Origin of the sequence: Dactylosporangium sp. NBC_01737 (assembly GCF_035963215.1) — a bacterium.
GTDB lineage: Bacteria > Actinomycetota > Actinomycetes > Mycobacteriales > Micromonosporaceae > Dactylosporangium.
The window spans coordinates 12,191,152-12,216,202 of the sequence record NZ_CP109153.1; the positions used below are offsets into that span (position 1 = coordinate 12,191,152).

Here is a 25,051-nt window from a genome sequence, read left to right on the forward strand (position 1 = left end):
TTGTTCTCCACTCCTTACGATCACAGGCAGTCGTGATGACCGTAGGTGACACCGGCGCCGCAGGCTTCAGTCTTGAGTAGCGTCAAGTGACTGCACGTGGCTCGACAGCGCCTCGGCGAGCTGGCCGCGGGCGGCGATGCCCAGTTTGGGGAACATGCGGTACAGGTGCGAGCTGACCGTGCGGTGCGACAGGAACAGGCGCTGGCCGATCTCGCGGTTGGACAGGCCCTGCGCGGCCAGTTCGGCGATCTGGGTCTCCTGCGGCGACAGGCGGTCCCGCAGGTTGGCCGCCGGCTGCCAGCCGCGCTCACCCGTCGCCCGCAGTTCCCGGTCGGCCCGCTGCGCCCAGGTACGGGCGCCGACGGACTCGAAGACGGCCCTGGCCGCACGGAGCGGGTCGCGGGACTCGACGACCCGGCGCTGCCGGCGCAGCCACGAGCCGAAGGCCAGCTCGGCCCGGGCCCGGTGCCAGGGCAGCGTCCGGCTCGCGCCGTCGATGGCCGCTGTGAACAGAGGCTCGGCCGCGACCGGCTCGGCCAGGACCGCGCGCGAATACTCCAGCGCAATGATGGAGCCCGTCGCGGGTGAGGCGCCCGCGAGCCGCTCCATCGCGGCCAGCGCGTCGCGGCCCTCGGCGTGCCGGCCGGTGTGGACGGCGGCGTCGGCCAGGTGACTCAGCGCCCACACCTGCTGCTGGCGCTGGAAGGCCGGGTCGCTGGGCTCGAAGACACGGTGCAGCTCCCGGAATGCGGGGTCGGGCCGGTCGGCGCCCAGCTCAGCGACCCCTCGGGCCAGCTGCACGCCGGCCAGCAGCGACGACGCCGCGTTCGGGGTGCGCCGGGCCACCACCTCGGCCTCGGCCAGCAGGTGGTGCCGGGTGTCCCAGCCGTGCCCGACCCCGTCGATCAGGGCCACGGCGATGCGCGCGGTCGCGGCCCACAGCGACTGGCCGGTCTCGTCGGCGAGCCGCATGGCCTCGTCGGCCGAGCTCGCCGCGTCGAAGGTACCGAGGTAGATCTCGGCCCACGCCCGGATCGCCAGTGCCTCGGCGAGCAGACTCATCCGGCCCTGCGCCCGCAGCTCCTGCACCGGCGTGGACAGGAACGCGACCGCCCGGCCGAAGTCGCCGGTGCAGAACGCGGCGATGCCCAGCAGCCCCGCCAGGTCGGGCCGCCCACCGGCGTCGGCAGGCCACCGGGCCAGCTGCTCGATGACCGCCGGCCCCTGCTCGTGCGACTCGGCCAGGGCGAAGATCGCCAGCCGTCGCGGGTCGCCGTCCGGCAAGCCCAGGTGCTGGGCGGCCTGCACGATCTCGTGCCGCAGCCCCTCACCCGGGTCGCGCCACCACACCCGCCGGGCCGCGCCGACCAGCAGCTGCACCGCCAGCTCGACGTCACCGTCGACGGCCTGGCCGGCGAGGTCGACGAGGTGCCGCACCTCGGCGGGTTCCCCCGTCGAGCCGTCGTGGAAGACCCCTTCGAGCCAGATCAGCCGCGACCGGTCCCGCGCCCGCAGCGGCATCCCCGTGACCTTCGTCTTGATCTGCTCCACCTGGCTGAACCGGCCCAGTTGAAACCCGAGTTCCGCCGCCCCGAGCAGCCGGCCGGCCTGGTCCTGCGGGTCCGGGCTCAGCGCCGCCGCCCGCTCCAGCCACGCCGCCGCCGAGGCGATCGCCCCGCGCCGCTGGGCATTGCCGGCCGCCTGCTCCAACGCGGCCGCGATGTCCTCATCCCGCCCGGACACCGCCGAGGCCCGATGCCACACCGCCCGGTCCGGATGCGCCGCCAGCACCTGGGCGAGCGCCTCGTGCGCCAGACGCCGCGTGTCCGGCGACATCGCCTGCCGCAGTGCGGATGCGACCAGCGGATGACCGATCCGGTACCGCTCGCCGACCACGATCAGCAGTCCGTGCTCCAGCGCCGGCTGCGCCGCCATCCGGTCCAGCGGCGCCCCGTGCAGCATCCCCGCAGCCGCGAGCACATCGTGCAGGTCGTCACCGTCGTCCACGGCGGCGATGGTCAGCACCGCCCCCGCGGCTGCCCCGAGGTGCTCGGCCCGCGCCGCGAACGCCCGCTCGAGCCGTGTCGTCATGGGCAGGTCGTCGTCGAGCTCGACCCACGCGTACCGCCCCGATTCCAGCGCACCGGCGAACTCGACCAGGGCGAGCGGATTTCCACGGGCCTGCCGCAGCACCCGCTCCCGGGAGGCCGTCGGCAACCGCGGCGCCCGCTCGTCCAGCAACGCGGCCGCCGCCCCGTCGTCGATCCCGCCCAGCTCCATCCACTCGACCGCATGCGCGTCGGCGAACGGCAGCGGCCCGGGCCGCGACGCACCAAGCACAATGACCCGCTCACTGCCGATCCGTCGGGCGACGAACGCAAGCGCGTCGATGGACGGCTGATCCATCCAGTGCAGGTCGTCGAGCACCACGAGCACCGGCGTCCGCCGGGCCAGGTCGACGAGCAGCTCCAGCACCGCCAGAAACGCGAAGAACGGGTTCACCTCGCTGGAGCTCCCCATGGCGAAGCAGGCGAGCAGGGCGTCGCGCTGCTGGGCCGGCAACCGGTCGGCCCCGGCCAGCAGGGGCCTCAGCACCTGGTGGAGGCTGGCGAACGGCAGATGCGTCTCGGACTGGCTGCCCCGTGCGCTGAGTACCGTGAAGCCGCGCGCCCGGGCCTGTTCCACGACCTCGGCGAGCAACGCGCTCTTGCCGACGCCCGGCTCACCGATCACGCCGACCGCGCGCCCCAGAACGTCCACCCCGTCAAGGTGCCTGGCCAGAACCCGCATTTCGTCGTCCCGCCCGAGGAGCTGGCGAGAGGTGGGAGCGCTCACAGCACCGAGCTAACCGTGACCACGCCCCGCTGTCCATCGTGACAGACCTAACGCAGGGGCCGACACCGGAGCGCCTCGCCGAGCGATGCGCGGCGGCGGTACCGCGAAACCGCACCGCGCAGCTTCGTCGCGAGCCGGAGGCGGTGACCTTCGTCCGAGCGCGACCTCGTCCCCACCCGAGAAGCAGCGCGGCCACCGGGCCGCCCGACCGGCGCGCACCTCTGCCACGAACCTGCCCGGCGCCTGCGGCAGTGGTCAGGTCGGCGCGCGGGTGACAAACGTTGGCGGCCTGTCCTCAGCGTGGATTGGCTCGGCCGCGTTCGCTGTCAGAAGCTGTTCGACACCCGCGCAGTGCGGACATCCGCATCAGCGTGTCGGCCTCGCCGAAGAGGTTGCCGTGGTACCAGTACCGCATGCCGCTAGCCGCACTCCGGCAGCGTCAGATGCGCCCTATCCAGCGAGTAGCTGAGCATGACGTGGTCGCCGCTGCCCGGGTACTGCCGTGGGTCGTGCACTCGGCGCCACAGCACGACCACCGCCACAACGACGATCGCGAGCACGGTGAGACCGGCGACCCAGCGACGCGCATGCGAGATCTTCCCCACGGTCGCCGCCTGACGCAAGCGCGCTCCGCTGCGCTGCCGGTCAGCTTGATCACGTGCACGCTCATGGATCCCCTCTAGTCAAGGGGTGGCAGCGAGGTTTGTTCTACGCTTGGCGGTGGCGGGTCCGGGCTGTGACTTGTCCGAAGAGGTGGCTGTCGGGATTGGGCCGTCCGCGCTGGATTGCAGAGTCGCTCCCGAGTGTCCTCCCGGGCCCGTCGCATCGGTTCGTGCGCGTTTGGCGTCCTGGACCATCCGCTTGTAGACCACATCGGAGAGGTGCCGTTTGAGCGCCCGCAGCGCCTCCATGGTGGTCTTGCCTTCGGCCAGGCGGCGCCGGTAGTAGGCGCGGCCGGGGGTGTCGCGGCGGAGTTGGACGACAGCCATGATGTGCAGCACCCGGTTGACGCGTCGGTTGCCGGCGCGGGAGAGCCGGTGGCGTTTCTGGTCACCGGATGACGCCTCGATGGGGGCGGTGCCGTTCCAGGACGCGAAGTGCGCGGCGCTGCGGAACCGGTCGATGGCGCCGATGTCACCGATGAGCCGAGCGGACCCGGACGGGCCGATCCCATGCAGTTCGGTCAGCGAGCTGCCGGCCGCGGTCACGAGCTCGCGCAGGTGCTTGTCCGCAGCCCGGATTTTGCATCGATGACGGTCAGCTCGTCGATGAGCTCACGGGCCAGCTGATGGCGGGTCTGGGCCGCGACGCCGACCGGTGCCGGCGCCGTGCGCAGCAGGTAGCTGGCCTGGCCGCGAGTGAGGAACTTCTTCGCCCCACCGGGGATCAGCTCGAGCAACAGGTGGTGGATGCGGCTGACGGTCTCGGTCCGGGTCCGGCCGAGTTCGTCGCGGCGGTCGACCAGCAGGCGGATGGCGACGGTGACATCATCGGCCACCACGGGACGCAGGTTCGGGCGGCGCAGCCCGGCCACAGCCACGCTGTGCGCGTCGACCGGGTCGGTCTTGCGGCCCTGTCCGGTGTCGAACACCCGGACCCGGGCGGACAGCTTGGCCGGCACGTCGAGGACGGTTTCACCGTCGGCGACCAGACGCTGAGCGATGTGCCGACCGATCCCGTTGCAGCCCTCCACCGCCCACACCCGGTCCGGGAACTGTCGGCCGGCCGCGAGCATCGCCTGGTAGCCATCGGTATCCGTGCCGTACCGGCCCTGGGTAAGTACCAGCTCGCGCTCGTCGATGGCCTCGATTGTGGCCGACCGCTTGTGCGGATCCATCCCGATCACCACACGGCCCATCCGTTGCGCCTCCTCACTCGTACACAGTGGACGTTGTGGGGAGGGCAACGCTACTTTGAGCTGGGCGTACCCCTTGAGCCACTCCCACGGCGGTGACCGGCGGGCGCACGCCAGATGAGAGTCACACCCAAAGTGCCGTGGACACCCGCTGGAGAGAGCAACCCGCCGGCCACCTCGACCCAGCCTGGCCGGGCTGAGGTCGTAGATCCAACTTAGGGGGTGTCTGAGTTGGTGATTTTGGCGAGTCGGCGTTGGCAGATGAGGATGGCTGCGAGGTCGGCGAAGGCTTGGAAATGCTCGGCTTTGCGTTCGTAGCGGCGGGCGAGTCTGCGGTTGTTGGTGAACCAGGACAGGCATGACTCGACGATCCACCGGTGCCGGCCCAGCCGCTCGGAGGACTCCACGCCCTTGCGGGCGATGCGGACCCGGATGCCGCGGCGCTGCACCTCGGCCCGGATCGCCTTGTGGTCGTAGGCCTTGTCCGCGTGCAGCTTCTCCGGACGGTGGCGAGGGCGGCCACGCCGCCCACGCACAGGGGTGAACGCGTCCAGCAGCGGGAACAGCAGTTGCGCGTCCGGGGTGTTCGCGGCGGAGATCAGCACCTGCAACGGGATCCCGCGCCGGTCGCACAGGACGTGGATCTTCGAGCCCGGTTTGCCGCGGTCGACCGGGTTTGGCCCGGTCAGGTCCCCCTTTTCAAGGCCCGGACACTGATCGAGTCGACGATCGCCCGTGACCAGTCGATCCCGCCGGCCACCTGCAGCCGGTGCAGCAGTTCGTGGTGGATCCGTTCCCACAAGCCGTGCTTGGTCCACTCGGTGAACCTGCGGTGCACCGTCGGGCGGGACACCCCGAAGAACACCGCGGGCAGTTTCCGCCACGAACACCCGGCCTGCACCATGTACACGATCGCGGCCAGGACGGCCCGGTCGTCCGCCCGGCGCTTCCCACCGCCCTGAGGTCGTTTCGCAGCAACCGGAATCAACGGCTGTGCCACCGTCCACAGGTCATCCGGCGCCCACGTCTGGATCATGTCCTCGACAACATCCGCCACAAATAAAGATCATGCCCGAGGCCGCAACTTCACCAACTGAGACACCCCCTAAGTGGATACGGCACGACACGCGGACCTCATTACTTCAAAGTCTTTAGTGGGCCACAGCGACCCTCTGGGGTCCGGCCTGCAGTGCGATTCGCTGGAAGACCTCGGCCTGTGTCGGGTAGCAGTGAACCGTGTTGGCCAGTGCCTCCAGCGTCAGCTGGTTCGTGACTGCCAGCGTAAGCTCGCTGATCATCTCACCGGCATGCGCCGCCACAAGCGTCGCTCCCGCGATTACGTCGCTGCCGCTGCGCGTGTAGATCGCCCCGAATCCCTCCTCCTCGCCGTCGATGAACGCCCGCTCCACCTTGGCAAGGTCGAGCCGGTAAGCGTCGATGGCGACACCTTCGTCGCGGGCTCGGCGCGGAGTCAGGCCCACCTCGGCCACCTCGGGATCGGTGTAGGTGCAGTGGGGAATGACGAGCTCCCGTGCCGGGCGACGCGCTCCATCCAGCGCATTCGCGATACAGAGCCGCGCTGTCGCAATGGCCGCGTGCGTGAACTTCTGCGGGAAGGTTGCATCGCCAGCGGCATAGATGTCGGAGTTGCTGGTGCACAGGTATTCATCTACCTCCACGCCGTCTCTGGCGACGTGTACCCCTGTCGCGTCCAGGTCCAGGTGGTCTACGTTCGCCTTGCGGCCGGTGCCGAGCAGCAGCGCGTCATAGGGTAGCTCGTGTGTCCCGTCGGGGCCTAGCACCAGCAAACGGCCGGCGCCCGCCCGTACTGCCGTGAACCCGAGATGGAGTCGTATCCCCTCCTGTTCGAACCGGCGACGGATCAGCTCACCGACCTCCGGCTCATCATGGGCCAGCAGGGTCCTGGGGCGACTGACCAGGTCCACCTCGCTGCCGAGACGGCGGAAGGCCTGGGCCAGCTCGCATCCCAGCGGACCGCTGCCTATGACGATGAGCCTGGCTGGCAGCTCGGTCAGTGAGAAGACGGTCTCATTGGTCAGGTACTCGCCGGTCCGCAGTCCCTCGATGGGGGGCACCACGGGGTCCGATCCGGTGGCGATCACAGCCTTCCGGAATCGCAGCGTCCGGCCCTCGACCTCCACGGCATTCGGCGCGGTGAAGCGCGTGTGCCCGAGGTAGACCTCTACCCCCGCTTGCTCGGCCGCCTCGACCGCATCGCCTGAGCTGCTCATGGAACGCATCCTGCGGACCCGATCCATGACCGAGCCGAAATCAGTCTGGGGTGGGGCGTCGAGCCGAAATCCGAACTCGGCCCCGCGGCTGGCATCATGTACCGCGCGTGCGCAGCGAATCAGCGCCTTGCTCGGCGTGCAGCCGAAGTTGACACAAGTGCCCCCGGTCAATCGCTGCTCCGTCATCGCGACGCGGTGCCCGCCTGCAGCAGCAGTCATGGCAGCGGTGAGGCCGCCCGGTCCGCCGCCGAGCACCACCAAGTCGTAGTCACCACCTTCGCGGTTGACCCAGTCAGATGGGTGGCCCTGGCGGATCGTCCGCTGGTTGTAAACGTCGTCGGGATACAGCTCGATAGTCGTCATGGCGCATCATCCTCCGAGAGCCAGGTTGGCCTGTTCCAACAGCAGCGAGCCGACCGGTGGGGGTTGCGATCGGCTCACGCGTCGAGCCTCTTGTGCGAACTTTCCGGTTGCAGAGCCCGTAAACCTAGGGCCTCGCGTCCCCACATCAAGGGCCTCGGCGAAGCCCACTCGACCAGCCCAGCCACCGATGAGCCAGATTGGTGTCCTGGCAGTGCCGGCGTCGTCGAGCGCCCGGGTCAGCAGGCGATACGCGCCGTCGGCATGCAACAGGTAGACCGCTGTGGCGGCGGCGAAGACGGATCCGCTGCGCGTGCCCAAGACTGATCGGGCGTCATCTGCCTTTCGGGCGTCTGCACGCTACGACGCGAGTGCACCAACCGGGTGCTCATCGTCGGTGAACGACACCTTGCCAAGGTCCTGATCGAGTACACCGAGCACTACAACGGCCACCGGCCACTCCGACAACTCGGCCAATGACCACCGAACCCACTACCGCCCCCACAGGTCGCGTTGCTGAAGCCGGCGGGTCGTCGGTGATCCATGACGAGAGCCTGCTCAGCAGCGGCGCGTGTCGCGGACACCATGACAATCGCTCGGTCCGGGTGAGTCTGTCGGGACCTTGTGGATGTTGGTTGGTTTAGAAGGGATGGCGGAGTCATACAGCCGGGCGCCTGGCGGTGAGGTCGCAGAGGCCGGTACGCCTGCGGGCGGGGAATGCTCACGATGGCCGATGGGACGCCTCAAGGGACGTCGACGGTTGACCAACCGAGACGAAATCGTCCAGATGTGGCTAGGTGGCTGCACGCGTCCACGTTCACCTTCGCCGGTGCCCCTGCTGCGGCCGCGCCCGGCGCTGATGCCTTGACCTGGTTCGTGCGGCGGTCCTGTCAGTACCATGGCAGTGTGGAGGAGAGCTCGCAGACCGTCGCAGCCGCGCGGTTGACGGCGCGTGGCGCGAAGACGAAGTCTAAAATCGTCGCCACCGCCGCCGATCTGATGCGCGTGCGAGGAGTCGGTGGAACGACTCTGGACGACGTCGTCTCAGCGAGCAAAGTCAGTAAATCGCAGCTGTACGGACACTTTGAAGACAAGCCAGCGCTGGTACGGGCAGTGATCGAGTTTGTGGGCGAGCAAACGATAACCGGTGAGCGAGAACGCCTGGAGAAGGTGAGAACGTTCGCGGGCCTGCGACGTTGGCGGGATGCACTTGTCGCGCGCAATGCCCTGCAAGACGGCCGGTACGGGTGCCCTTTGGGCTCCCTGGCGAACGAGGTTTCCGATCAGGACTCGGTCGCACGCAGGAAGCTGCACGACCTGTTCATGGCCTGGCAAGAACTCTTCGAAGATCTCCTTCGCCGGTTTCAGCAGGAAGGTGTCATTCCGCAGGACGCCGACGTGGCCCAACTTGCGACGGGGTTCGTGGCGGCTGTCCAGGGCGGCTACCTGTTGGCGCAGACCTCCCGCGACGTCACGCCGATGGCTTCCGCAATCAACATGGCCATAACACATCTGCACCTGCTCGCCCGCGAGCAGGATGAAGCATCGTAGCGGGCATACGCGGGAAGTATGTGTTCGCTCATGCTGTCGTGCGCCGAGGATCACGGCCGGTGCGCGAGCACGCTGTCCAGAAGGAACTAGGGCCAATACCACTGACTTAATAGATCAACTGCTATGGTGGTCTTGCGCCGCGTGCTGGACAGGCGAAGCCGCCGACGGATGAGCGGTTGTCGGATCGCATCGCGATCGGAGTGTTGACGCGTGTGGTCCCGTCGGCGTTGGTCGACGAGGTGGTCGGGGCCATCGGCGGTGTCGACGACCTCGGCGGCCTCGACCTCGTTCCCCTCGTCGGCCAGCACGTCGTCGAGCGAGCAGGGATGCCACACGGCCCGCAACTGCGCCACCTCTGCGGACAGGAGGTCGGCGACGGTCTGCGGACGCCGGCGGCGGGTGATCCGCAGGTCCGGCGCGTCCGACGGAGGCTCGGCCGCGGGGCGCGGCGATGATGTCGCCGACGACGCTGCGGTGGGCGCTGGAAGGATCGGTCACCCGCAGCACCATAGGCGCTACCGTGCCCCGACGGCTGGCTGGCGGTGCCCCGTCCGCTTCCCGACTGCCCCGGTCCACCCGCTGCCCTGGGTGGCCGAGCAGCAGAGCCGTTGCTCACGGTCAGGTACAGCAGCCGAACAACCACGCAGAAACCCAAGGGCGGGCAGCCTACCGACGTCCAGAAGACCTACAACAAGGTCCACAACGGCCTCCGGGATATCGGCGAACGCGGCAATTCCCTGCTCAAGACCACCTTCAAGGCACTGCGTAACGTCAGCCCCTGCGACCGGAATATCGACAAGATCGTCAGAGCCGTACTTGTCGTCCTACATGTCGAGTACGGCCGAACCTCGTGACGCAGGGTCTCGTGGTTCACGCCGAGTTCTCGGCCAACCTCACGAATCGTTCGACAGGGCGACGAGCGGACCAGCTCGACCGCATCCTTAAGGTCCAGTTTCTTCGTGGCCTCAGCGTCGGTCGTGCAGTCTTCCGTTGAACACGCGGATGATCGATGAACCGGTGCCGATTATCCAGGCCGGTAGCCTTGCCTTTGTGACCAGGTCAGAGAGCGCCGGAGAGGAGTCGAGGCTGACACCTCGCGGCGCGGCGACGAGGCGGCGCATCATCGAGGCCGCGGCCGAGCTCATGTACGTGAAGGGGGTCAGCTCGACCACTCTGGACGAGGTCCGCGCCGCGAGCGGCACGAGCAAATCTCAGCTCTACAACCACTTCGCCGACAAGGAGCAGCTGGTCCGCGCCGTGGTTCTGCTCCGCGCGGAACAGGTCATGGAGCGCGAGCATGCTGCGCTTCAACGCCTCAGATCGTTCAATGGTCTGGTTCGGTGGAGGGACGCACTCGTCCAGCGCAACTCACTGCAAAAGGGCGCATACGGCTGCGTCCTCGGCTCGATCGCCGGGGAGGTCTCCGACCAGGACGAGGTCGCCCGCATGGCCGTGGCGGAGACCTTCGACGAGTGGGAAAAACTCATCGAGGCCGGCCTGCGTCGCATGCAGGATGCCAGGACACTCGCTGCCGACGCCGACCCTCGGAAGCTCGCGATCGGGCTGATGGCAGCGCTGCAAGGGGGCTACCTGTTGGCCCAGGCCGCTCATGACGTCACACCCATGGAGATTGCGCTCAACATGGCGCTCGATCATGTCAGGATGTTTCTCTCGGCCTGATAAGTGCAGTGCTCATCCGGCGGAATGCGAGCGAAGACAGCTCCGCGCCGCGTCGAGCGCGGCTTCCAGCGGGACGATGTCACGGGTTGTTTTCGCCAGCAGCGATCCGCCCTGCAACGCGGCTGTCAAGCCCGTCGCCAGTCTGGCCGGATCGGCGTCGACCGCCAGTTCGCCGTTCTCCCGCATTCGGTCGATGCCGGCTGCCAACAACGCCTCCAGTGTGGCGGTCGCGACGGGACGCGCCACTCGCGACCCGGCGCCGTTGCACGCGCAGCTGGCAACATCGGGCACAGCGGAGGTGCCGAGGATCACTTGCCGGTGCAGGTTGATGACCTCATCGCGCCAGCGCGCCAAGTCATCGAGTGAGTCCAGGCTGCACAGTAGCGGCCCTCCCAAGGCCAAGGCATCGCTGGGCGGGTCAGCGATAGCCCCTACGCGCGAGCATCCGCCGCGGTCCATCGGTGAACCCTCACGGTGGTGGTCTGTAGCATCCATTCGCAATCTCCGTTTTGGGCTCTCCCTGACTGTTGTGGACGATGTGGTCCAGCAGCTCGTCGGCCTCCAGCCGCCTGGCGAGTGAGGAGATGTCGATGTCTGCCCGGTTGCGGCATGCGCTCCGCGCCGTTCGCGCACCATTCGTCGGACTCTATCGTCCAAATCACGCCAGCTGCGTCAACTCCTTGGGTGAGGCCTGGGTGCGCGGCGGCGCGTTCATACCCCCACGTCAAGCTGCATCCTGTCACCCGCCAACGGCGCTTGCGAGCGAAGGCCTCGTTACTCGGGAGCCCCCAGATGGCACTTGGTGTGGACGAGATAGTCCATGTACGTTGGACCCCTAGCGCGCATGGAACGGCTAGGTTCCACGTGACGAGGAGGTGCCCGATGAAGGCGATTGTGGTGACAGATGAGGCTGCGGGAACGGCCGGGATGACGCTGGTGGAGCGGCCCGAGCCGGAACCGGCGACAAACGACGTCGTTGTTCAGGTTCATGCGTCGGGATTCACCCCCGGCGAGCTGACGTGGCCCGGAACCTGGACCGATCGCCTCGGCCGCGACCGCACACCGTCGATCCCTGGCCACGAGGTGGCCGGAGTGGTCACCGCGCTCGGCTACGGCACGAAAGGACTGTCGGTGGGACAACGGGTGTTCGGGCTCGCGGACTGGGCTCGCGACGGCACTCTGGCCGAGTACGTGGCGATCGAGGCGCGTAACGTCGCGCCCCTGCCGGGTGATGTCGACTTCACGGTGGGCGCAAGCCTGCCGATCTCGGGTCTGACCGCGTGGCAGGGACTGTTCGTGCACGGCCGCTCCGAGGTGGGCCAGAGCGTTCTCGTGCATGGTGCGGCCGGTGGAGTCGGCTCGATGGTGACTCAACTGGCCAGAGAGGCCGGCGCCTACGTCATCGGCACCGGACGTACCGCCGACCGGCAGATCGTACTCGACTTCGGTGCACAGGAGTTCGTCGACCTTGAGAACGACGCGCTGGAAGACGTCGGCGGCGTCGACCTGGTCTTCGACGTGATCGGTGGCGACATTGGGAAGCGGTCTGCGGGTTTGGTTCGAGCTGGCGGAATGCTGGTGACCATTGCCGGCTCGCCCGAAGCGCAGCCCGCGGACGGCCTGGCAGTCGATTTCGTCGTCGAGGCCGATCGCGCGCAGTTGAGTGAGATCGTCCAGCGGGTCCGGGACGGACGACTGCGGGCCAACATCGGCAACATCGCAACCCTCGACGACGCCGTCGCCGCATTCAACCCGACCGAGCGGATCAAGGGGAAGACGATCATCCGCGTTCGCCCCTAAAGGACTCGGCACACCTAAGAACAAGAACGAGCGGCCTCGGCCGGCGAACGAACTATCAACGAAGGGATACCCCCCCATGACCGACCCGACTGAGCCGGCCCGATACGCCTTCGAGTACCCCGATGAGGCCGGATACCTCGGTGGGAAGGGCGCCCTCAGTCAGGATCAGATCGTCCTCATCGACGAGGTAACCGACGATCCCCACGCTCCCGCGTTCGACTTCGCAGTCGTCAACGACGAGAAAACCGGCATCTACGAGGCCATCGTGGGCGACCGCGAGATTGCCGGCCTGCCATACAACGTCGCCGGCGACGACCGGCTCGTGTTGCTGGCCACCTCAGTGCTCCCCGAGTTCCGCAAACAGGGCATCGCCACAGAGCTGATCAGACACGTCCTCGACGACGTGCGGACGCAAGGCAAGACGGTCACCATCATGTGCCCGATGGTGCACACCTTCATCGAGCACAACCCCGAGTACGCCGATCTCATCGACCCGAAGCACCCGGGAGTAACCAAAGGCCACCGATGACCTTTGGTACTCCGCACCTGCTGGTGGTCGGCGGGAAGGCGTCGAGGAACGAGCGAAATCGTGACGTTGTAAGTAAGACGGCGTGACGAATCGGCACAAATCAGGTCACGGAGGACGCCATTCGTTGCGCCTTCTCGCTTACCGATGTCGCGTGGGTCGCCATCTGGCCTATTCGCGGCCGGCCTAGTTCAGAACAAGAGAAAGGCACCGCTCGATGCAGAACGTGGCACCAGTGATCAACAAGGTCAGCCGGGGCGGGTCGCTTCGGCTGGCCTTCGTATCTGCGGTGGGCTCCCTGGTGGCCGCGTTTGCCGCGGTAGGCTCGACGATCCCGCTTTTCAACGTCTACCGGGCCGAGGACGGGTTCACCAACGCCGGCATCGCGATGACCGTCGTCGCCTATTCCGCTGCCACTCTCACCACACTGTTGATGATGGGACGGCTGTCCAATCATCTCGGCCGCCGGCCCACCTCGATCGCGAGCCTCGGCCTGCTTGTGCTGGGCTGTCTGCTGCTGCTGAACGTGCACGACATCGGCATACTGATCGCCGGTCGGCTCCTGATGGGCCTCGGTGCCGGGCTGGCCAGCACCAGCCTCACCTCCTACATCGTCGATGCCGCACCGGCCAGGCCGGCCTGGTTGGCCTCCGTCGCCTCCAGCCAGACGGTCATGCTCGGCCTCGCCGTCGGCGCCATCGCCTCCGGCGCCCTGGTCCAGTTCGGCCCCTGGCCACGCGAGCTCATCTACCTGGTCGCCGTCGGCCTCCTTCTCCTGTCTGCCGCACTCGTCGCTGTCAGCCCGGAGACTGCAACTCCGTCGCCGGGCGCTTGGTTGTCACTGCGACCCCAGGTTCGCGTACCGGCCCGGGTCAGGCATCTGCTCCCCGTCGCGGCAGCGGTGTTCCTCGCCACCTGGGCGACCGGGGCCTTCTATCAGGCCTTCGTGCCAACGCTAGTCGAAGATCAACTCCACACGCGCAGCCCGCTCGTCCTCGGGCTGGTGTTCGCCGCCTACATGGCCCCCAGCGCTCTGGGCGCTCCCCTCGGCGGCCGGTTCACACCCGCGACAGCCCAACGCCTCGGCATGATCATCTTCCTGGCTGGATGGATCAGCATCATCACAGCAATCGCCACCGGCACACTCGTACTGTTCATCGCCGCAACCGTCGTCGCCGGCGTCAGTCAAGGCATCGCCATCAGCGCCGCCACCCGCGGCCTGCTGCACGGCAGCACCCTGGCCGACCGGGCACCGATGTTCAGCATCATCTACCTCATCTGCTACAGCGCGGCCGCCTTCCCCAGCCTCATCTCCGGCCAACTCTCCAACATCTTCTCGCTACCGCAGATCGCCCTCGGATACGGCGCACTTGCCCTCATCGCCACCCTGTTCACTGGCCTCGCTGCACGCCACCCGGACACCGACACGACCGGGAACAGCCAGCCCGGCGAGTAATCATGCGCGAGTCCATCTCGATTAACGAGCGCCTCCAGTCCGCCTACGCCCCGTACGTCGCGTACGTCATCCTTCCGCCGTTCGCCCTCGCCAACGCGGGCGTCATGCTGAGCCCCGAGATCCTCGCCGACGCGGCCGGCTCCACTCTGACGCAGGGCATCGCCGTGGGCCTGGTCGTCGGCAAGCTCCTCGGCGTCTTCGGTTCGAGTGAGCTCCTCCGGCGTCTGGGGCTCGGCGAGTTCGGAGCGGGACCCACCCTCGATCGCATCCTCGGCGGTGCAGCGCTGTGCGGGATCGGATTCACCATCTCGCTGTTCATCGTCGACCTCGCGATCGACGACGAGCTTGCGCAGAACGAAACGCGAGTGGGTGTGCTCGCGGCATCCGTCATCGCCTTCGTGCTCGCGATCGCGTCCCCGAGTCCTCACGGACGAACGCGGATGATCGTCTTCCCCTTGATCCGCTCAGTCGGGTTGAGGGCGGCGACGGCATCGTCGAGGGTTGCGATGTTGCCGATGTTTGTCCGCAGTCGTCCGTCCCGCACCCGGTGGACGATCTCACCCAGTTGGGTGCGATCGGACTCGACGACGAAGTCGATCGCCAAGCCGTCGGCGGGCCGCGCCTCGGGCGGCCCGACGACGGTCACCAGAGTTCCTCCGGCCCGGATCACGCCCGCGGACCGCCTCTGGATGTCGCCGCCGATGACATCGAACACCAGGTCGACGCCGCTGACGTCTTCCAGGGCGTCGTTGTCGAGGTCGACGCACTCCTGCGCGCCGAAGTCGAGCGCCTTCTGACGGTCGGCAGCGCGCCCGGTACCGATGACGTAGACGCCGAACTCACGTGCGAGCTGAGTCACCATCGTCCCGACTGCGCCGGCCGCGCCGTGCACGAGGACGCTCTGCCCCGCCTGAAGGCGGCCGTGCTCGAACAGCCCTTGCCACGCAGTCAGACCGCATCGGCAGGCTCGCGCCCACCGTGAAGTCGACGTCGCCCGGCAGCGGCGCGAGGTTGCGTGCCTCGATCGCCACATACTCCGCCAGCCCGCCGCCGCGATACGAGTCCGTGAGACCGAACACCCGCTGTCCCGTCGACAGCCCCGTCGTGCCATAACCGAGAGCGGTGACCACTCCGGCCAGCTCTTGCCCGGGAATCGACGGTGTCCGGTCACGATCGAGGCGATCGGTCCAGGTCGAGGGCCACGTCAGCTCACCCGAGGTGAATCCCGACGCATGAACCTGAACGACGACGTCGTTGATCGCGGCCGTCGGCTCGGGCCGCTCCACCAGCGTCATCCCAGCCGTTCCCGCAGCCTGGTCCGTCACCACGATCGCCTTCATCGGGCACCTCCCTGCACCCGGTCCTCGCCTACACGGCATTTTTCGGTTCACCAGTGTTAGTGGCACCAGACCTCGGTGTCTCACCACGCTGATCGGTAGGGGTTGTGGCGCGAGGGCGTCGTCGTCGAGCGATGCTTCGAAGCGGCTCAGCACGTCCTCGGCGTTGGCGTACGGTTGGCGTACGTCTGCCGCATCTGCTCCGCCATCGCAGAAACGTCGGTGATCGTGTTGTCCGTGTCGGCTGGTGCGGGCGCGTGGAACTGTTCGCGGCGATGTGAGAACTGTCCGGACATGTAGATCGTGTCACCGTGCCGCACGGCCTGTGCCGACTAGCCATGGTTACGCCCGGTGTTCACCCAGGTCGCGAACCAGTCCAATGCCGTTGTCCGGTACGACTTGTCTGATGGCTCCGCAGAGTGGACGCTGGAAAACTACGTACCCGGTCGGGTCGAGCACAAACCCGGTCGACTGCCGGCGAACGCATCCGGAAGGGCGAGTTGCTGACCACCTGGCTGGGTAAGGCCCAGGGCCGGGAACGGGTCTCCCGGGTTGAGCAGTGGCATCGCGTTTCCCTCATGATCGTCAAGCAAATATTGATTCACCAGCGTTTGCGCCACCAACCCCCGGCGTCTCACCACGCTGATCGGTAGGGGTTGTGGGGCGAGGGCCTCGAGGAACGAGCGCGATTCGCGAAAGTTGTCGGTAAGAACGGCGCGAAGGATCGACGCTCATGAGATTAGGTGCAGTCGCCATCGGGTGGGCCTTCTCGCTCATCAGGGTCGCGTGGTGCGCCATGTCGGCTAACCTCAGCCCTTCGTTATGGGCTGCCCACATGGTGGGTCAATAGAGAACAGGTGCCGTCTGAGCTGGGAAGATAGGACTTGTCTAGGGTCATATCCATCCCGCCCGGAGGGCACCTGCATGGTGAAGCGTACCGGAGCGCGCCCGAAGATCGTGGTGAGTGGTGACGGGCGTGGCGTGGTCAGCCATGCCGGTGCCCGGCTCCTCGCCGATGTCGCCGCAGTGACCGGCCTTGCCGACGTCAGATCGCGCTCGTCGAGTCTCCCATCGTGTCGAGGTCGCGGACGGCGAAGCTGTGGTGTGCCCACTCCTCGTTGAAGATGACCCGCAGGCACGCGGAGGCGGCACGAGGGGCCGGCGAAGGCCAGCCGGACGGCACCTCCGGCTCGCGGACCCGGTCCAGGTCCTCCTGGGTGGCGGTGGCGAGAAACTCCCGCACCTCGGCCACACGGTCGGCCCGGACCGCCGCTACCTCGGCGAGGCTCGGCTCGGCAGCCAGGTCCATGCCGAGGTCCGCGCCGTTGGTGATGAACGCCGCCGGCAGCCCGAGCGGATGGTACGGCCGGTCCCGCCCCAGCACCGCCTGGCCGAACCACAGGTCGGTGACCATCACCAGATGCCGCAGCGTCTGCACGAACGACCACTCCCCGTCCACCGACCGGTGAACGTCCTGCTCCGGCATCGATCCCGCCCGCGCCATCGTCGGCGCCCAGAACGCCTCGACCGTCTCCCATGCGATCCGCATACCGTCCGGTGTGGACGGACGCAGTCGCGTGCGCTCCGGGTGCAGACGGTCCAGCTCGGCCTCGACCAGCGGTGCAACCTCGACGCCGTTGACCCGCAGCCCGTCGATCACCCCGTCGAGGTCGGCGCCGTTGAGCAGGGCACCGCGGATCCGGACACCGCTAAGATCCACCTCGCGAAACACGCTGCCCGCAAAGTTTGTCTCGATGAACTCGGTGCCGCTCAGGTCATCCGGTCCGCTATAGGTTGCCATCGCCGGATCCTAGCCTCAGCCCTTCGTTATGGGCTGCCCACATGGTGGGTCAATAGAGAACAGGTGCCGTCTGAGCTGGGAAGATAGGACTTGTCTAGGGTCATATCCATCCCGCCCGGAGGGCATTTGCATGGTGAAGCGTACCGGAGCGCGCCCGAAGATCGTGGTGAGTGGTGACGGGCGTGGCGTGGTCAGCCATGCCGGTGCCCGGCTCCTCGCCGATGTCGCCGCAGTGACTGGCCTGACCGCGGCGTGCAGCGATGCGCTCGCCGGTGTGCGGCAGCGTCGCGGTGGTCACGATCCTGGTCGGGTCGCGGTCGATCTGGCCGTCATGCTGGCCGACGGTGGTGAGGCGATCGCGGACCTGGCCGTGCTGCGGGACCAGGCGCAGTTGTTCGGGCCGGTCGCGTCCGACCCGACCGCGTGGCGGCTGCTGTCCATGATGGACAGTGACATGCTGCGCCGGCTCGCCACCGCGCGGGCGCAGGCGCGGGAAACCGCTTGGGCGCAACGGATCGACGTCCGTAGTGGGCCGCCGGAAACGACCGCGGCCGGGCTACCCGTTCCCGGCCTGGTCCTCGATCTGGACGCCTCCATCGTCATCTGCCATTCCGAGAAGGAGGCGGCCACACCGACCTGGAAACGCTCGTTCGGCTACCACCCGCTGTTCTGCTTCCTGGACAACACCCGCGAAGCGCTGTCCGGGATGCTGCGTGAAGGGCGGGCCGGGTCGAACACCACCGCCGACCACATCACCGTCCTGGACGACGCGCTCACCCAGATCCCGGACCAGTTCCGGCACGGGACCCCGATCCTGATCCGCGCCGACTCGGCCGGCTGCACCCAGGGTCTGCTCGCCCACATCCGTGGCCTGCGCGGTGACGGTGTCGACGCCAGATTCTCCGTCGGAGTCGCGATCACCGAACCGATCCGGCAGGCGATCCTGACCGCCAAAACGTACAGTCGGTGGGTGCCGGCCCTCGACAGTGACGGGGAACCCCGTGACGGCGCCGACGTGTGCGAACTGACCGGTCTCGTCCCGGACGACGGCTTCCCGCCCGGGACCCGGTTCATCGCCCGCCGCGAAGTGCCGCACCCGGGTGCCCAACTGTCGCTGTTCGACACCGTCGAAGGCTTACGCCATCAGGTCATGGCGACCGACACCCCAGCCGGTGGCGGGTCGGTGCAGTTCCTCGAGGCCCGCCACCGCGGCCACGCCCGCGTCGAAGACCGCATCCGCACCGGGAAAGACACCGGCTTCGGCCGGTTCCCCTCCCGCGTCTTCGCCATCAACGCCGCCTGGCTGCAACTCGCGTTGACCGGCATCGACCTGCTCTCCTGGACCCAGATGCTGCTCCTGCACGGCGACCTCGCCGTCGCCGAACCGAAGAAGCTGCGCTACCGACTGCTGCACATCGCCGCACGCCTCACCACCTCGGCCCGCCGCATCCGCCTTCGCATCGCCGAACATTGGCCCTGGGCAACAGATCTCGTCGCTGCGTACAGTCGTCTCGCCGCACTGCCCCGACCGGTCGGCTGAACCAACCCAACCGACCCTGCGATCAGCCCTGGAGGAACCCGGCCACGCGCCGGACCACCGTCACGCCCAAACGCCGAACCCCGGACCAAGAAAGATCAACTCTCAGAACACCTCCCTTGATCAACACTTAGCGAAAGACCGAGGCTAATAGTGCTTTGTTAGGTTGCGTCGTGTCGTGTGGGCGTCCATTGTGGATGGTGGTTGAATTGCGGTGTGGCTCCACCGGAGATCGGGCAGGTACGTCCACGGCTGGTCGAGTTCACCGCGCGGATGCTGGAGGGGGCGGTCGCGCGGTCGGATCAGCGGGCCAAGAGCGGGTTGTATGTGCGTGGGCTGCTCACCGACGGCGCGCAAGTCGATGCGGCCGACGGCGGAACGCCTCGGCGTCGATCATCAGCAGTTGCAGCAGTTCGTGACCTCCTCAACGTGGGACTACACGACGGTGCGGATGAACGTGGCCCGGTGGGCGGTCGAAGCGATCGACCCGGCGGCGTACGTCGATGCCCGTACTTCGCTGAAGGCTCTGGTTCGTCTTGCGAAACTGCGGTGGCGGGTCGAACACGACTACCGTGAATTCACGACCGGTCTCGGGATCGACCATTTCGAAGGCCGCAGCTTCGTCGGCTGGCACCGCCACGTCACCCTCACCGTGCTCGCTCAAGCGTTTTGCACCCTGCTGCGCCTCGACCCAAAAGCGATGCGCCGGCCTGACCCTCTATGCCGTGCTGCGTGAGCTGCAACAACTGCTCACCGTTGTGGCTGGCGCATGCCAGACCCGCAAACGCCCATATGATGAAACAACCCAACGAAGTGCTACTAGACGCTGGCTGAATAAGTCGCTGTGTGGTTCGTGAGGGGCGGCGGTATCGCTACCTGCGGGCGTGACCGACAGCAGGACGTTCAGCCTTGTGTCGCGGTGTCGGTGTCGGCGTATCCGAAGGCGGCGTCGAGGCCGGTGAGGTCGACCGGCCGGCGCAAGTGTTCGGGAACGTAGTCGACCAGTGGGCGCATCGCCTTAAGCGCAACGATGATCTCCCGGCCGACCCTCGAGGCGGGGCGCATTGCGTCTACCGACACCAGGATGCCGCGCTCGGCGTACCACGCGAGGATCGGGTGTGTCACTTGGTGGTACAACTCCAGCCGCTGCCGGATGACGTCCTCGGTGTCGTCGGAGCGGCGCTCGACGACGGCCCGCGCCAACAGCCGTCGCGTCACCTCCTTGTCGTCGGCCGCCAGATGCAGCGCAATGTTCGCGGTCATCTTCAGCTCCACGCCGATCACGTACATCTGCCGGGCCTGGGCCAGCGTGCGCGGCACCCCGTCAACCACACACTCACTGCCGGCCGACCTGGCAGCGATATACCCCTCGCGGACCAAGTCCATCACGATCTCGTCGGGTACCAGTTGCCCACGTTCGAGGTGACTCTGAATGGCCTGGCCGATATCCGTCTGCCGGGCGACGTGATCGCGCAGCTTCTCGCCTATCACAATACAGGGGATGTCGAAATGAGCGGCGATCAGCGCGCCCTGTGTTCCCTTGCCCGCACCCGGGGGCGCGATCATCAGAATCCGCATGATCTCGCCTCCTCGCCCTCTTACCTCCTCGCTTCAATCATGCCAAGCCAGCCGCATCGGTGCCAAGCGCCACCGACGCCAACCCAGCTCGCCGACCATCGGTCCGTCGAGCACCGCTGCGGCAGTACCACGACTGCCCACACCGCAGCCGTCCTGACAGGCAGCGACGCCGACTGCAGGTCAGACGGCAGGATCGGTCTCGACCAGGGCGGCGAGGTCGACACCGATGCACCGCCTGCCGGGACACCCCGAACCGCTCGGCCACCTCGGTCACCGGAATCCCGGCGGATGGTGCCGGCGCCGACCCGGTGGCCGAGCCCGACGAGCTCATCTTGGATGCGTTGATGCCCCCAGCTGGGGTTCTCCCTGGCCAGGCGCAGAACCAGGTCACGGATCTCGTCGCTGATCGGTGGCCGTCCCGGCTGGTTCGGATAGGTCCAATGTCGGCGAACCAGCCGGCGGTGCCAGGCCAGCAGGGTCGCCGGGGTGACGATCCGGTGTTGCCACAGTTCTCGCGGCAATGCCCGGACCAGCGCGGACAACACCGCACGTTCCGGCCACGACAGCTGCGGCCGGCCGATCTGGCGTCGCAGTACAGCAACCTCGTGGCGCAGCACCAGCAACTCCGCGACCATCGCGGACTCGCTCCGTGTAGCCTGCGGCAGCCAGCCGAACACGCGCACCGCGCTCAAGTACAGCAACCGAACGAACACCCCCGCCATCCTGTGCCGGGGTCGCGAAACAGCAGCTCACACCAGGTGCGATGAATTGGCACAGTACACGCTGGATGTCGGTAAGGCCGAGTTCCTGGTGCTCCGTCACACCGGGCACGTACCCCATCGCTTCCGGGATCTACCGGCTCCGACACCTGGTTTCGGGCGTCCCTCCGTTTGGGAGCGAGAGGCAGGACTGGGATAGATCCACGGTCGGCTCGGGCGCCGATCCGGCCGCCGCGGCTGTTGCAAGTGTGAGCACTTTCGCGATGATCTCCGACCAGCACTCACAGACCTCGCCGGTGTTCCCCCGCGGAGATGAACGCGACCGGCTGGATGACCTTGTGCGAGCGGCCGGTCTCTCGTCACCACTGGCCATGCTGGCCGAGTCACGACTGCCTCGACTGCGCGCGGCGCCGTCCGCCGGGCTCGGATTCGCGAGGTGTCGCCGCGTCGGGCCGCGTGTGTTGTGCAGGTCGGCGAGGGCCACGCCCGGACCTCGCGGCCCGCGCCAGGGAACTGTACGTCAAAGGCTGACATTGGACGCGCGTGTCAGCCTGACGCCTCAGATGCGGCGGTCTGCCCGGCTGCTACTGAGGCTGAAGGGTCGAGGTGAGTCGATGTGGTGCGGCGTGTCGGCGTGACCCGGGTGTGGCGGGGGTTTATACCGGGGGTGTGAGGTACGCCGATGGTGGCGGGCTGAACGCGAAGGGCCGGGCCCGTCGGGAGATGGTACGGATGCGGGCCGCTGATCTGTTCGAGGAGCAGGTGCCGGCCGGGCGGGTCGCGGCGTGGCGGGGCGTTCTTCGCTTTGTCAATGTCTTTCTGGCTCGGTGCGCCCCCGCCGCCGCTGCCACTTCCCCGCCGCTGGTAGGCGGAGTGCCACCTGGTCCATACGGGTTGCGGTTATCGCACATCGTCGGGTCACTGCAGGGGATGGTCTTGTAGTCGCCTGCATCGTGGTCGTTCCATAGGCCGCTGGGGTCTGACTGGCGGCGACGCCTCGGACCAGCGATGCCACTGGCGCTCTACAACCGGCTGGCCTCGATGGCGGCAACGATACGGTCTCGCTTGAAGAGAACGAAGTGAAAAACAGCACCTGACGTCGTCGTTACGGAAAGTCCATTCGGGATGATTCTGAGATGGTTGTACTTCTGCACAGATGCGATATGGCCAAGCGGAAGGTCCAGCGGTTCGGTCTGGATGTTCAATGCATGCGCACGGAAAGACAAGCAGTCCCGAGTCAAGGTGAGGCGACCACCGACTGCCTCCCTACCACGCCACAAGTTTGCGTTAACACGCAACAACACGCCATCCTTGTCGTTCACGGGACCATCCTTATGTTCATCCGCCGAGAGCCTACTACCCGAGGCTGAAAGGTCGGTGATTACGGTTGTTCGGGTTGTAGGGCGAGTCCCGTTTCGGCGATGAAGGCGTCGAGGAGGTCGGGTCGGTACTGCATGCTCTTGAGCCGGGTCCGCACGATCACGGCGAGCTGATCGGTGCTGCAGGCGGCGAGGTTGCCCAGCCCGCGTTTGAGGTGCGACCACACGCCCTCGGCCGGGTTCAGCTCCGGCGTGTACGCGGGCAGCTGGACCACGCTCAGCCAGTCGTGGGCTGCGACGAACGCCCGCATCACCGTACTGACATGGTGATTCAAGTTGTCCCACACGAGGATCAGCGGTGCCCGCACCTGGGCGTGGACCGCGGTCAGCAGCCGCATGTAGTCGGCCTCGGACAGGCCCTTCGGCTCGTGTTTGCGGCCGTGGTAGACGTGGATGCGGAAGAACAACCGGGTCCGCAGCCCCGGCCGGGCGGCGATCAGCCCGGCCATCGACACCCGCCCAGAGCCCTTCCCCGACACCGCCACCACCGGCGTGCTGCCGCGCCTGGACCAGGTGCGGGCCTTCGGCGGCCGTAGTGACTGCCCGGCCTCGTCCTCGAAGCACACCCACGCCCCGAGCGCCCGGGCCGTCATCTGAGGCGCGGCCACGTCTCCTCCCGCCACACCGCCACCGCCGCCTCGTCCCGCTCGACCGCCCGGTGTACCGGCATCTGCGGGCTCCAACCCATGCGGTGCAAGAGGTACGACACGCCCCGCTCGGTGTACCGCACGTGAAACAGCCGGCCGATCAGCACCGCGACCCGCGGCAGCGTCCACCGCTGATCCTCCACCCAGCCATGCGCCGCCGGACCCCGCTTCAGCTCCGCCCGCAACCGCTCCACCCGACGCCCGTCCAACCGGCACCGGCCCCCGCTCGGACCCCGAGACCGCAACCCACCACGTCCCTCACGCCGCCAGGTCCGCTGCCACTGATACGCCGACTTCGCCGAGACCCCCAACCACACCGCGACCCGCCCGGCCGGCACCTGCTCCTCGAACAGATCAGCGGCCCGCATCCGTACCATCTCCCGACGGGCCCGGCCCTTCGCGTTCAGCCCGCCACCATCGGCGTACCTCACACCCCCGGTATAAACCCCCGCCACACCCGGGTCACGCCGACACGCCGCACCACATCGACTCACCTCGACCCTTCAGCCTCAGTACTCCTCGCGGCCGGGCCCCTCACCTCGGGGCGTGGTCGTACCTGTGCGTGGTAAAAGCTGCGTCGGAACCGCGCCGGGGTGGTTCCCGAGGCGGTGCGGAAGGCCCGGCTGAAGGCGGACTCGGATCGGTAGCCGACCCGCGCGGCGATCGCCGCGACCGTGTCGTCGCCGGAGCGGAGCAGTTCAGCGGCGGTCATCAGTCTCGCCCGCGTGACGAACGCCCCGACGGTCATCGCGGTGCTGTGCTGGAAGTGCCGGATGAACGTGGCGCGAGACATCGCTGCCACCGCAGACAGTCGACTGATCGACCAGTCGGCGCCTGGGTCGTCGAGGACGCGTTCGATGACAGCCGCGATCCTGTTGTCGCCGGCCGCGGTCCACAGGGTGGCCCCGGTGGCCAAACCGCGGGAGGTCCGCAACACCATGGCGAGGAGCACGGTGCTCAACGACGACAGGATCACCGCGGTGCCGGCGCCTTGCCATTGCGCCTCGTTGCGCATCAGGCTGCTCAACGTCTGCAGCATCCCACTCCCAGCCGGCTGTCCGAATGACGCATGCACCGGATCGGGCAGGCTGCGCAGCAGCATCGTGCCGGCGCCCGGCCCGAACGTGTAGTGCCCGCAGAACAGGTCGATCACGCTCTCGCCGCCGCGAGCGCTGCGCACGGTCGTGAACACGTCGCCGCTCGTCTTAACGACTCCTTGCGGACGTCCCCGGCCAGGGGTCGTGATGGTGTGTGGTGCACCGCTCGGAATCACGACGACGTCGCCCGGAACCAGGCTCAGCTTGCGCGAACCGATCCGGAGCAGACATGTTCCCTCCAGCAGGACATGGAACGGCGCCTCGTGCTCGTGGCACGCACCGAACTCGAACCGGGTGGCGCCGGCGAGCATGCAGCGCGTGTCCAGACTCGCGTCGATGCGGGCCAGACGGATCAGATGGCTGACGGTGTCCAAGTGAGACTTTCGAGCTGGAACGTGAGACGACACTGCCTTGTCGCCTCAAGTGTAGGTACCGAGACTTGGTGGCGTGGAAAGAACGATCAACACCCTCGCCGTCGACATCCTTGTCGTCGGCCTCGGCAACGGCGACAAGAACACCGCCGCGACCTTCGGGAGGCTCGGAACCGCTGATGCATACATCGCTCCAAACGCGACGGAGTGACAACCGTCGCCGACGTCAGCCCGTCGGCCCTGCACGCGGCCGCATCCAAGCGGCGAGGC

General features: G+C 67.5%; 25 protein-coding genes and 3 pseudogenes. 11 read left to right on the forward strand and 17 right to left on the reverse strand.

What is annotated here, in order from left to right; all coding sequences use genetic code 11:
* Positions 1–66: 66 nt before the first annotated feature.
* The 6 genes from OHA72_RS56165 to OHA72_RS56190 all read right to left on the reverse strand — a co-directional run bounded on the left by OHA72_RS56165 (position 67) and on the right by OHA72_RS56190 (position 7,305).
* Positions 67–2,760, reverse strand: coding sequence for an ATP-binding protein (locus OHA72_RS56165; protein ID WP_327004302.1), 2,694 nt, complete (start codon positions 2,758–2,760; stop codon positions 67–69).
* Positions 2,761–3,254: 494 nt separating this feature from the next.
* Positions 3,255–3,458 (reverse strand): hypothetical protein, encoded by a 204-nt coding sequence (locus OHA72_RS56170; RefSeq protein WP_327004303.1) that lies wholly within the window; start codon positions 3,456–3,458, stop codon positions 3,255–3,257.
* A gap of 60 nt (positions 3,459–3,518) precedes the next feature.
* The gene (locus OHA72_RS56175; protein WP_327004304.1) at positions 3,519–4,043 is read right to left on the reverse strand and encodes a transposase; all 525 of its coding nucleotides are present in this window, start codon (positions 4,041–4,043) and stop codon (positions 3,519–3,521) included.
* Positions 4,040–4,672: an IS110 family transposase gene (locus OHA72_RS56180; RefSeq protein ID WP_327004305.1), complete on the reverse strand. Its 633-nt coding sequence runs from the start codon at positions 4,670–4,672 to the stop codon at positions 4,040–4,042. Before OHA72_RS56180 ends, OHA72_RS56175 begins: the two co-directional genes overlap by 4 nt.
* Positions 4,673–4,905: 233 nt before the next feature.
* Positions 4,906–5,726, reverse strand: a protein-coding gene (locus OHA72_RS56185; protein ID WP_442788789.1) for an IS5 family transposase whose coding sequence is annotated in 2 segments (ribosomal slippage) — positions 4,906–5,378 and positions 5,378–5,726 — 822 coding nt in all. Because the reading frame shifts where the segments join, the coding sequence is not laid out codon by codon here.
* A gap of 115 nt (positions 5,727–5,841) precedes the next feature.
* Complete coding sequence (locus OHA72_RS56190) at positions 5,842–7,305, reverse strand: FAD-dependent oxidoreductase (RefSeq protein WP_327004306.1); 1,464 nt, start codon at positions 7,303–7,305, stop codon at positions 5,842–5,844.
* 903 nt (positions 7,306–8,208) lie between these two features.
* Between OHA72_RS56190 and OHA72_RS56195 the strand changes: the two genes are divergently transcribed.
* A complete protein-coding gene (locus OHA72_RS56195; RefSeq protein ID WP_327004307.1) occupies positions 8,209–8,853 on the forward strand; it encodes a TetR/AcrR family transcriptional regulator in 645 nt (214 codons plus the stop codon).
* A gap of 86 nt (positions 8,854–8,939) precedes the next feature.
* Here OHA72_RS56195 and OHA72_RS56200 read toward each other — a convergent pair whose 3' ends face one another.
* A complete protein-coding gene (locus tag OHA72_RS56200; protein ID WP_327004308.1) occupies positions 8,940–9,206 on the reverse strand; it encodes a hypothetical protein in 267 nt (88 codons plus the stop codon).
* Between the two features lie 255 nt (positions 9,207–9,461).
* On the opposite strand from OHA72_RS56200, the gene OHA72_RS56205 reads away from it, so the two are divergent.
* Positions 9,462–9,707: a transposase family protein gene (locus OHA72_RS56205; RefSeq protein WP_442788442.1), complete on the forward strand. Its 246-nt coding sequence runs from the start codon at positions 9,462–9,464 to the stop codon at positions 9,705–9,707.
* Between the two features lie 148 nt (positions 9,708–9,855).
* A complete protein-coding gene (locus OHA72_RS56210) occupies positions 9,856–10,533 on the forward strand; it encodes a TetR/AcrR family transcriptional regulator (RefSeq protein WP_327004309.1) in 678 nt (225 codons plus the stop codon).
* 12 nt (positions 10,534–10,545) lie between these two features.
* Here OHA72_RS56210 and OHA72_RS56215 read toward each other — a convergent pair whose 3' ends face one another.
* Positions 10,546–10,887, reverse strand: a complete 342-nt coding sequence (locus OHA72_RS56215) for a hypothetical protein (RefSeq protein WP_327004310.1) — start codon at positions 10,885–10,887, stop codon at positions 10,546–10,548.
* 528 nt (positions 10,888–11,415) lie between these two features.
* Between OHA72_RS56215 and OHA72_RS56220 the strand changes: the two genes are divergently transcribed.
* The 4 genes and pseudogenes from OHA72_RS56220 to OHA72_RS65365 form a co-directional block, all read left to right on the forward strand.
* Entirely contained in the window at positions 11,416–12,333 is a 918-nt protein-coding gene (locus OHA72_RS56220) for an NADP-dependent oxidoreductase (protein WP_327004311.1), read from the forward strand.
* Positions 12,334–12,409: 76 nt separating this feature from the next.
* A complete protein-coding gene (locus tag OHA72_RS56225; RefSeq protein ID WP_327004312.1) occupies positions 12,410–12,862 on the forward strand; it encodes a GNAT family N-acetyltransferase in 453 nt (150 codons plus the stop codon).
* A 232-nt stretch (positions 12,863–13,094) separates the two neighbouring features.
* Positions 13,095–14,315: an MFS transporter gene (locus tag OHA72_RS56230; RefSeq protein ID WP_327004313.1), complete on the forward strand. Its 1,221-nt coding sequence runs from the start codon at positions 13,095–13,097 to the stop codon at positions 14,313–14,315.
* Between the two features lie 2 nt (positions 14,316–14,317).
* A pseudogene (locus OHA72_RS65365) lies at positions 14,318–14,665 on the forward strand (Na+/H+ antiporter NhaA); the annotation flags it as partial.
* 74 nt (positions 14,666–14,739) lie between these two features.
* Here OHA72_RS65365 and OHA72_RS56235 read toward each other — a convergent pair.
* From OHA72_RS56235 to OHA72_RS56245, 3 genes are all read right to left on the reverse strand, one after another.
* Positions 14,740–15,177 (reverse strand): zinc-binding dehydrogenase, encoded by a 438-nt coding sequence (locus tag OHA72_RS56235; RefSeq protein WP_327004314.1) that lies wholly within the window; start codon positions 15,175–15,177, stop codon positions 14,740–14,742.
* Positions 15,155–15,655, reverse strand: coding sequence for an alcohol dehydrogenase catalytic domain-containing protein (locus tag OHA72_RS56240; RefSeq protein ID WP_327004315.1), 501 nt, complete (start codon positions 15,653–15,655; stop codon positions 15,155–15,157). Before OHA72_RS56240 ends, OHA72_RS56235 begins: the two co-directional genes overlap by 23 nt.
* Positions 15,656–16,697: 1,042 nt before the next feature.
* Positions 16,698–17,453: a DinB family protein gene (locus OHA72_RS56245; RefSeq protein WP_327004316.1), complete on the reverse strand. Its 756-nt coding sequence runs from the start codon at positions 17,451–17,453 to the stop codon at positions 16,698–16,700.
* Positions 17,454–17,583: 130 nt separating this feature from the next.
* On the opposite strand from OHA72_RS56245, the gene OHA72_RS56250 reads away from it, so the two are divergent.
* The 3 genes and pseudogenes from OHA72_RS56250 to OHA72_RS56260 all read left to right on the forward strand — a co-directional run.
* The gene (locus OHA72_RS56250; protein ID WP_327004317.1) at positions 17,584–18,993 is read left to right on the forward strand and encodes an IS1380 family transposase; all 1,410 of its coding nucleotides are present in this window, start codon (positions 17,584–17,586) and stop codon (positions 18,991–18,993) included.
* 358 nt (positions 18,994–19,351) lie between these two features.
* Positions 19,352–19,426 (forward strand): annotated as a pseudogene (locus tag OHA72_RS56255) (hypothetical protein); the annotation flags it as partial.
* Positions 19,427–19,507: 81 nt separating this feature from the next.
* Positions 19,508–19,726 (forward strand): annotated as a pseudogene (locus OHA72_RS56260) (transposase); the annotation flags it as partial.
* 167 nt (positions 19,727–19,893) lie between these two features.
* On the opposite strand, the gene OHA72_RS56265 reads toward OHA72_RS56260, so the two are convergent.
* The 6 genes from OHA72_RS56265 to OHA72_RS56290 form a co-directional block, all read right to left on the reverse strand.
* Positions 19,894–20,568, reverse strand: a complete 675-nt coding sequence (locus OHA72_RS56265; protein WP_327004318.1) for an adenylate kinase family protein — start codon at positions 20,566–20,568, stop codon at positions 19,894–19,896.
* Positions 20,569–20,588: 20 nt separating this feature from the next.
* On the reverse strand, positions 20,589–21,281 hold the full coding sequence (locus tag OHA72_RS56270; protein ID WP_327004319.1) for a hypothetical protein: 693 nt from the start codon (positions 21,279–21,281) through the stop codon (positions 20,589–20,591).
* A gap of 1,028 nt (positions 21,282–22,309) precedes the next feature.
* Positions 22,310–22,609: a GRAM domain-containing protein gene (locus OHA72_RS56275; RefSeq protein WP_327004320.1), complete on the reverse strand. Its 300-nt coding sequence runs from the start codon at positions 22,607–22,609 to the stop codon at positions 22,310–22,312.
* 59 nt (positions 22,610–22,668) lie between these two features.
* On the reverse strand, positions 22,669–23,274 hold the full coding sequence (locus OHA72_RS56280; RefSeq protein WP_327004321.1) for a transposase: 606 nt from the start codon (positions 23,272–23,274) through the stop codon (positions 22,669–22,671).
* A complete protein-coding gene (locus tag OHA72_RS56285; protein WP_327004322.1) occupies positions 23,256–23,681 on the reverse strand; it encodes a winged helix-turn-helix domain-containing protein in 426 nt (141 codons plus the stop codon). The genes OHA72_RS56280 and OHA72_RS56285 overlap by 19 nt, the downstream gene beginning before the upstream one ends.
* Positions 23,682–23,803: 122 nt before the next feature.
* Complete coding sequence (locus OHA72_RS56290) at positions 23,804–24,784, reverse strand: AraC family transcriptional regulator (protein ID WP_327004323.1); 981 nt, start codon at positions 24,782–24,784, stop codon at positions 23,804–23,806.
* A gap of 73 nt (positions 24,785–24,857) precedes the next feature.
* On the opposite strand from OHA72_RS56290, the gene OHA72_RS56295 reads away from it, so the two are divergent.
* Positions 24,858–24,992, forward strand: coding sequence for a hypothetical protein (locus OHA72_RS56295; RefSeq protein ID WP_327004324.1), 135 nt, complete (start codon positions 24,858–24,860; stop codon positions 24,990–24,992).
* Positions 24,993–25,051: the final 59 nt, after the last annotated feature.

Bases quoted from the DNA above. Each gene is read 5' to 3' on its own strand.
- OHA72_RS56180 (WP_327004305.1), bottom strand. From the start codon at position 4,672: ATGGATCCGCACAAGCGGTCGGCCACAATCGAGGCCATCGACGAGCGC.
- OHA72_RS56190 (WP_327004306.1), bottom strand. From the start codon at position 7,305: ATGACGACTATCGAGCTGTATCCCGACGACGTTTACAACCAGCGGACG.
- OHA72_RS56210 (WP_327004309.1), top strand. From the start codon at position 9,856: ATGATCGATGAACCGGTGCCGATTATCCAGGCCGGTAGCCTTGCCTTT.
- OHA72_RS56220 (WP_327004311.1), top strand. From the start codon at position 11,416: ATGAAGGCGATTGTGGTGACAGATGAGGCTGCGGGAACGGCCGGGATG.
- OHA72_RS56225 (WP_327004312.1), top strand. From the start codon at position 12,410: ATGACCGACCCGACTGAGCCGGCCCGATACGCCTTCGAGTACCCCGAT.
- OHA72_RS56235 (WP_327004314.1), bottom strand. From the start codon at position 15,177: ATGGTGACTCAGCTCGCACGTGAGTTCGGCGTCTACGTCATCGGTACC.
- OHA72_RS56240 (WP_327004315.1), bottom strand. From the start codon at position 15,655: ATGAAGGCGATCGTGGTGACGGACCAGGCTGCGGGAACGGCTGGGATG.
- OHA72_RS56245 (WP_327004316.1), bottom strand. From the start codon at position 17,453: ATGGCAACCTATAGCGGACCGGATGACCTGAGCGGCACCGAGTTCATC.
- OHA72_RS56250 (WP_327004317.1), top strand. From the start codon at position 17,584: ATGGTGAAGCGTACCGGAGCGCGCCCGAAGATCGTGGTGAGTGGTGAC.
- OHA72_RS56265 (WP_327004318.1), bottom strand. From the start codon at position 20,568: ATGCGGATTCTGATGATCGCGCCCCCGGGTGCGGGCAAGGGAACACAG.
- OHA72_RS56285 (WP_327004322.1), bottom strand. From the start codon at position 23,681: ATGCGGGCCGCTGATCTGTTCGAGGAGCAGGTGCCGGCCGGGCGGGTC.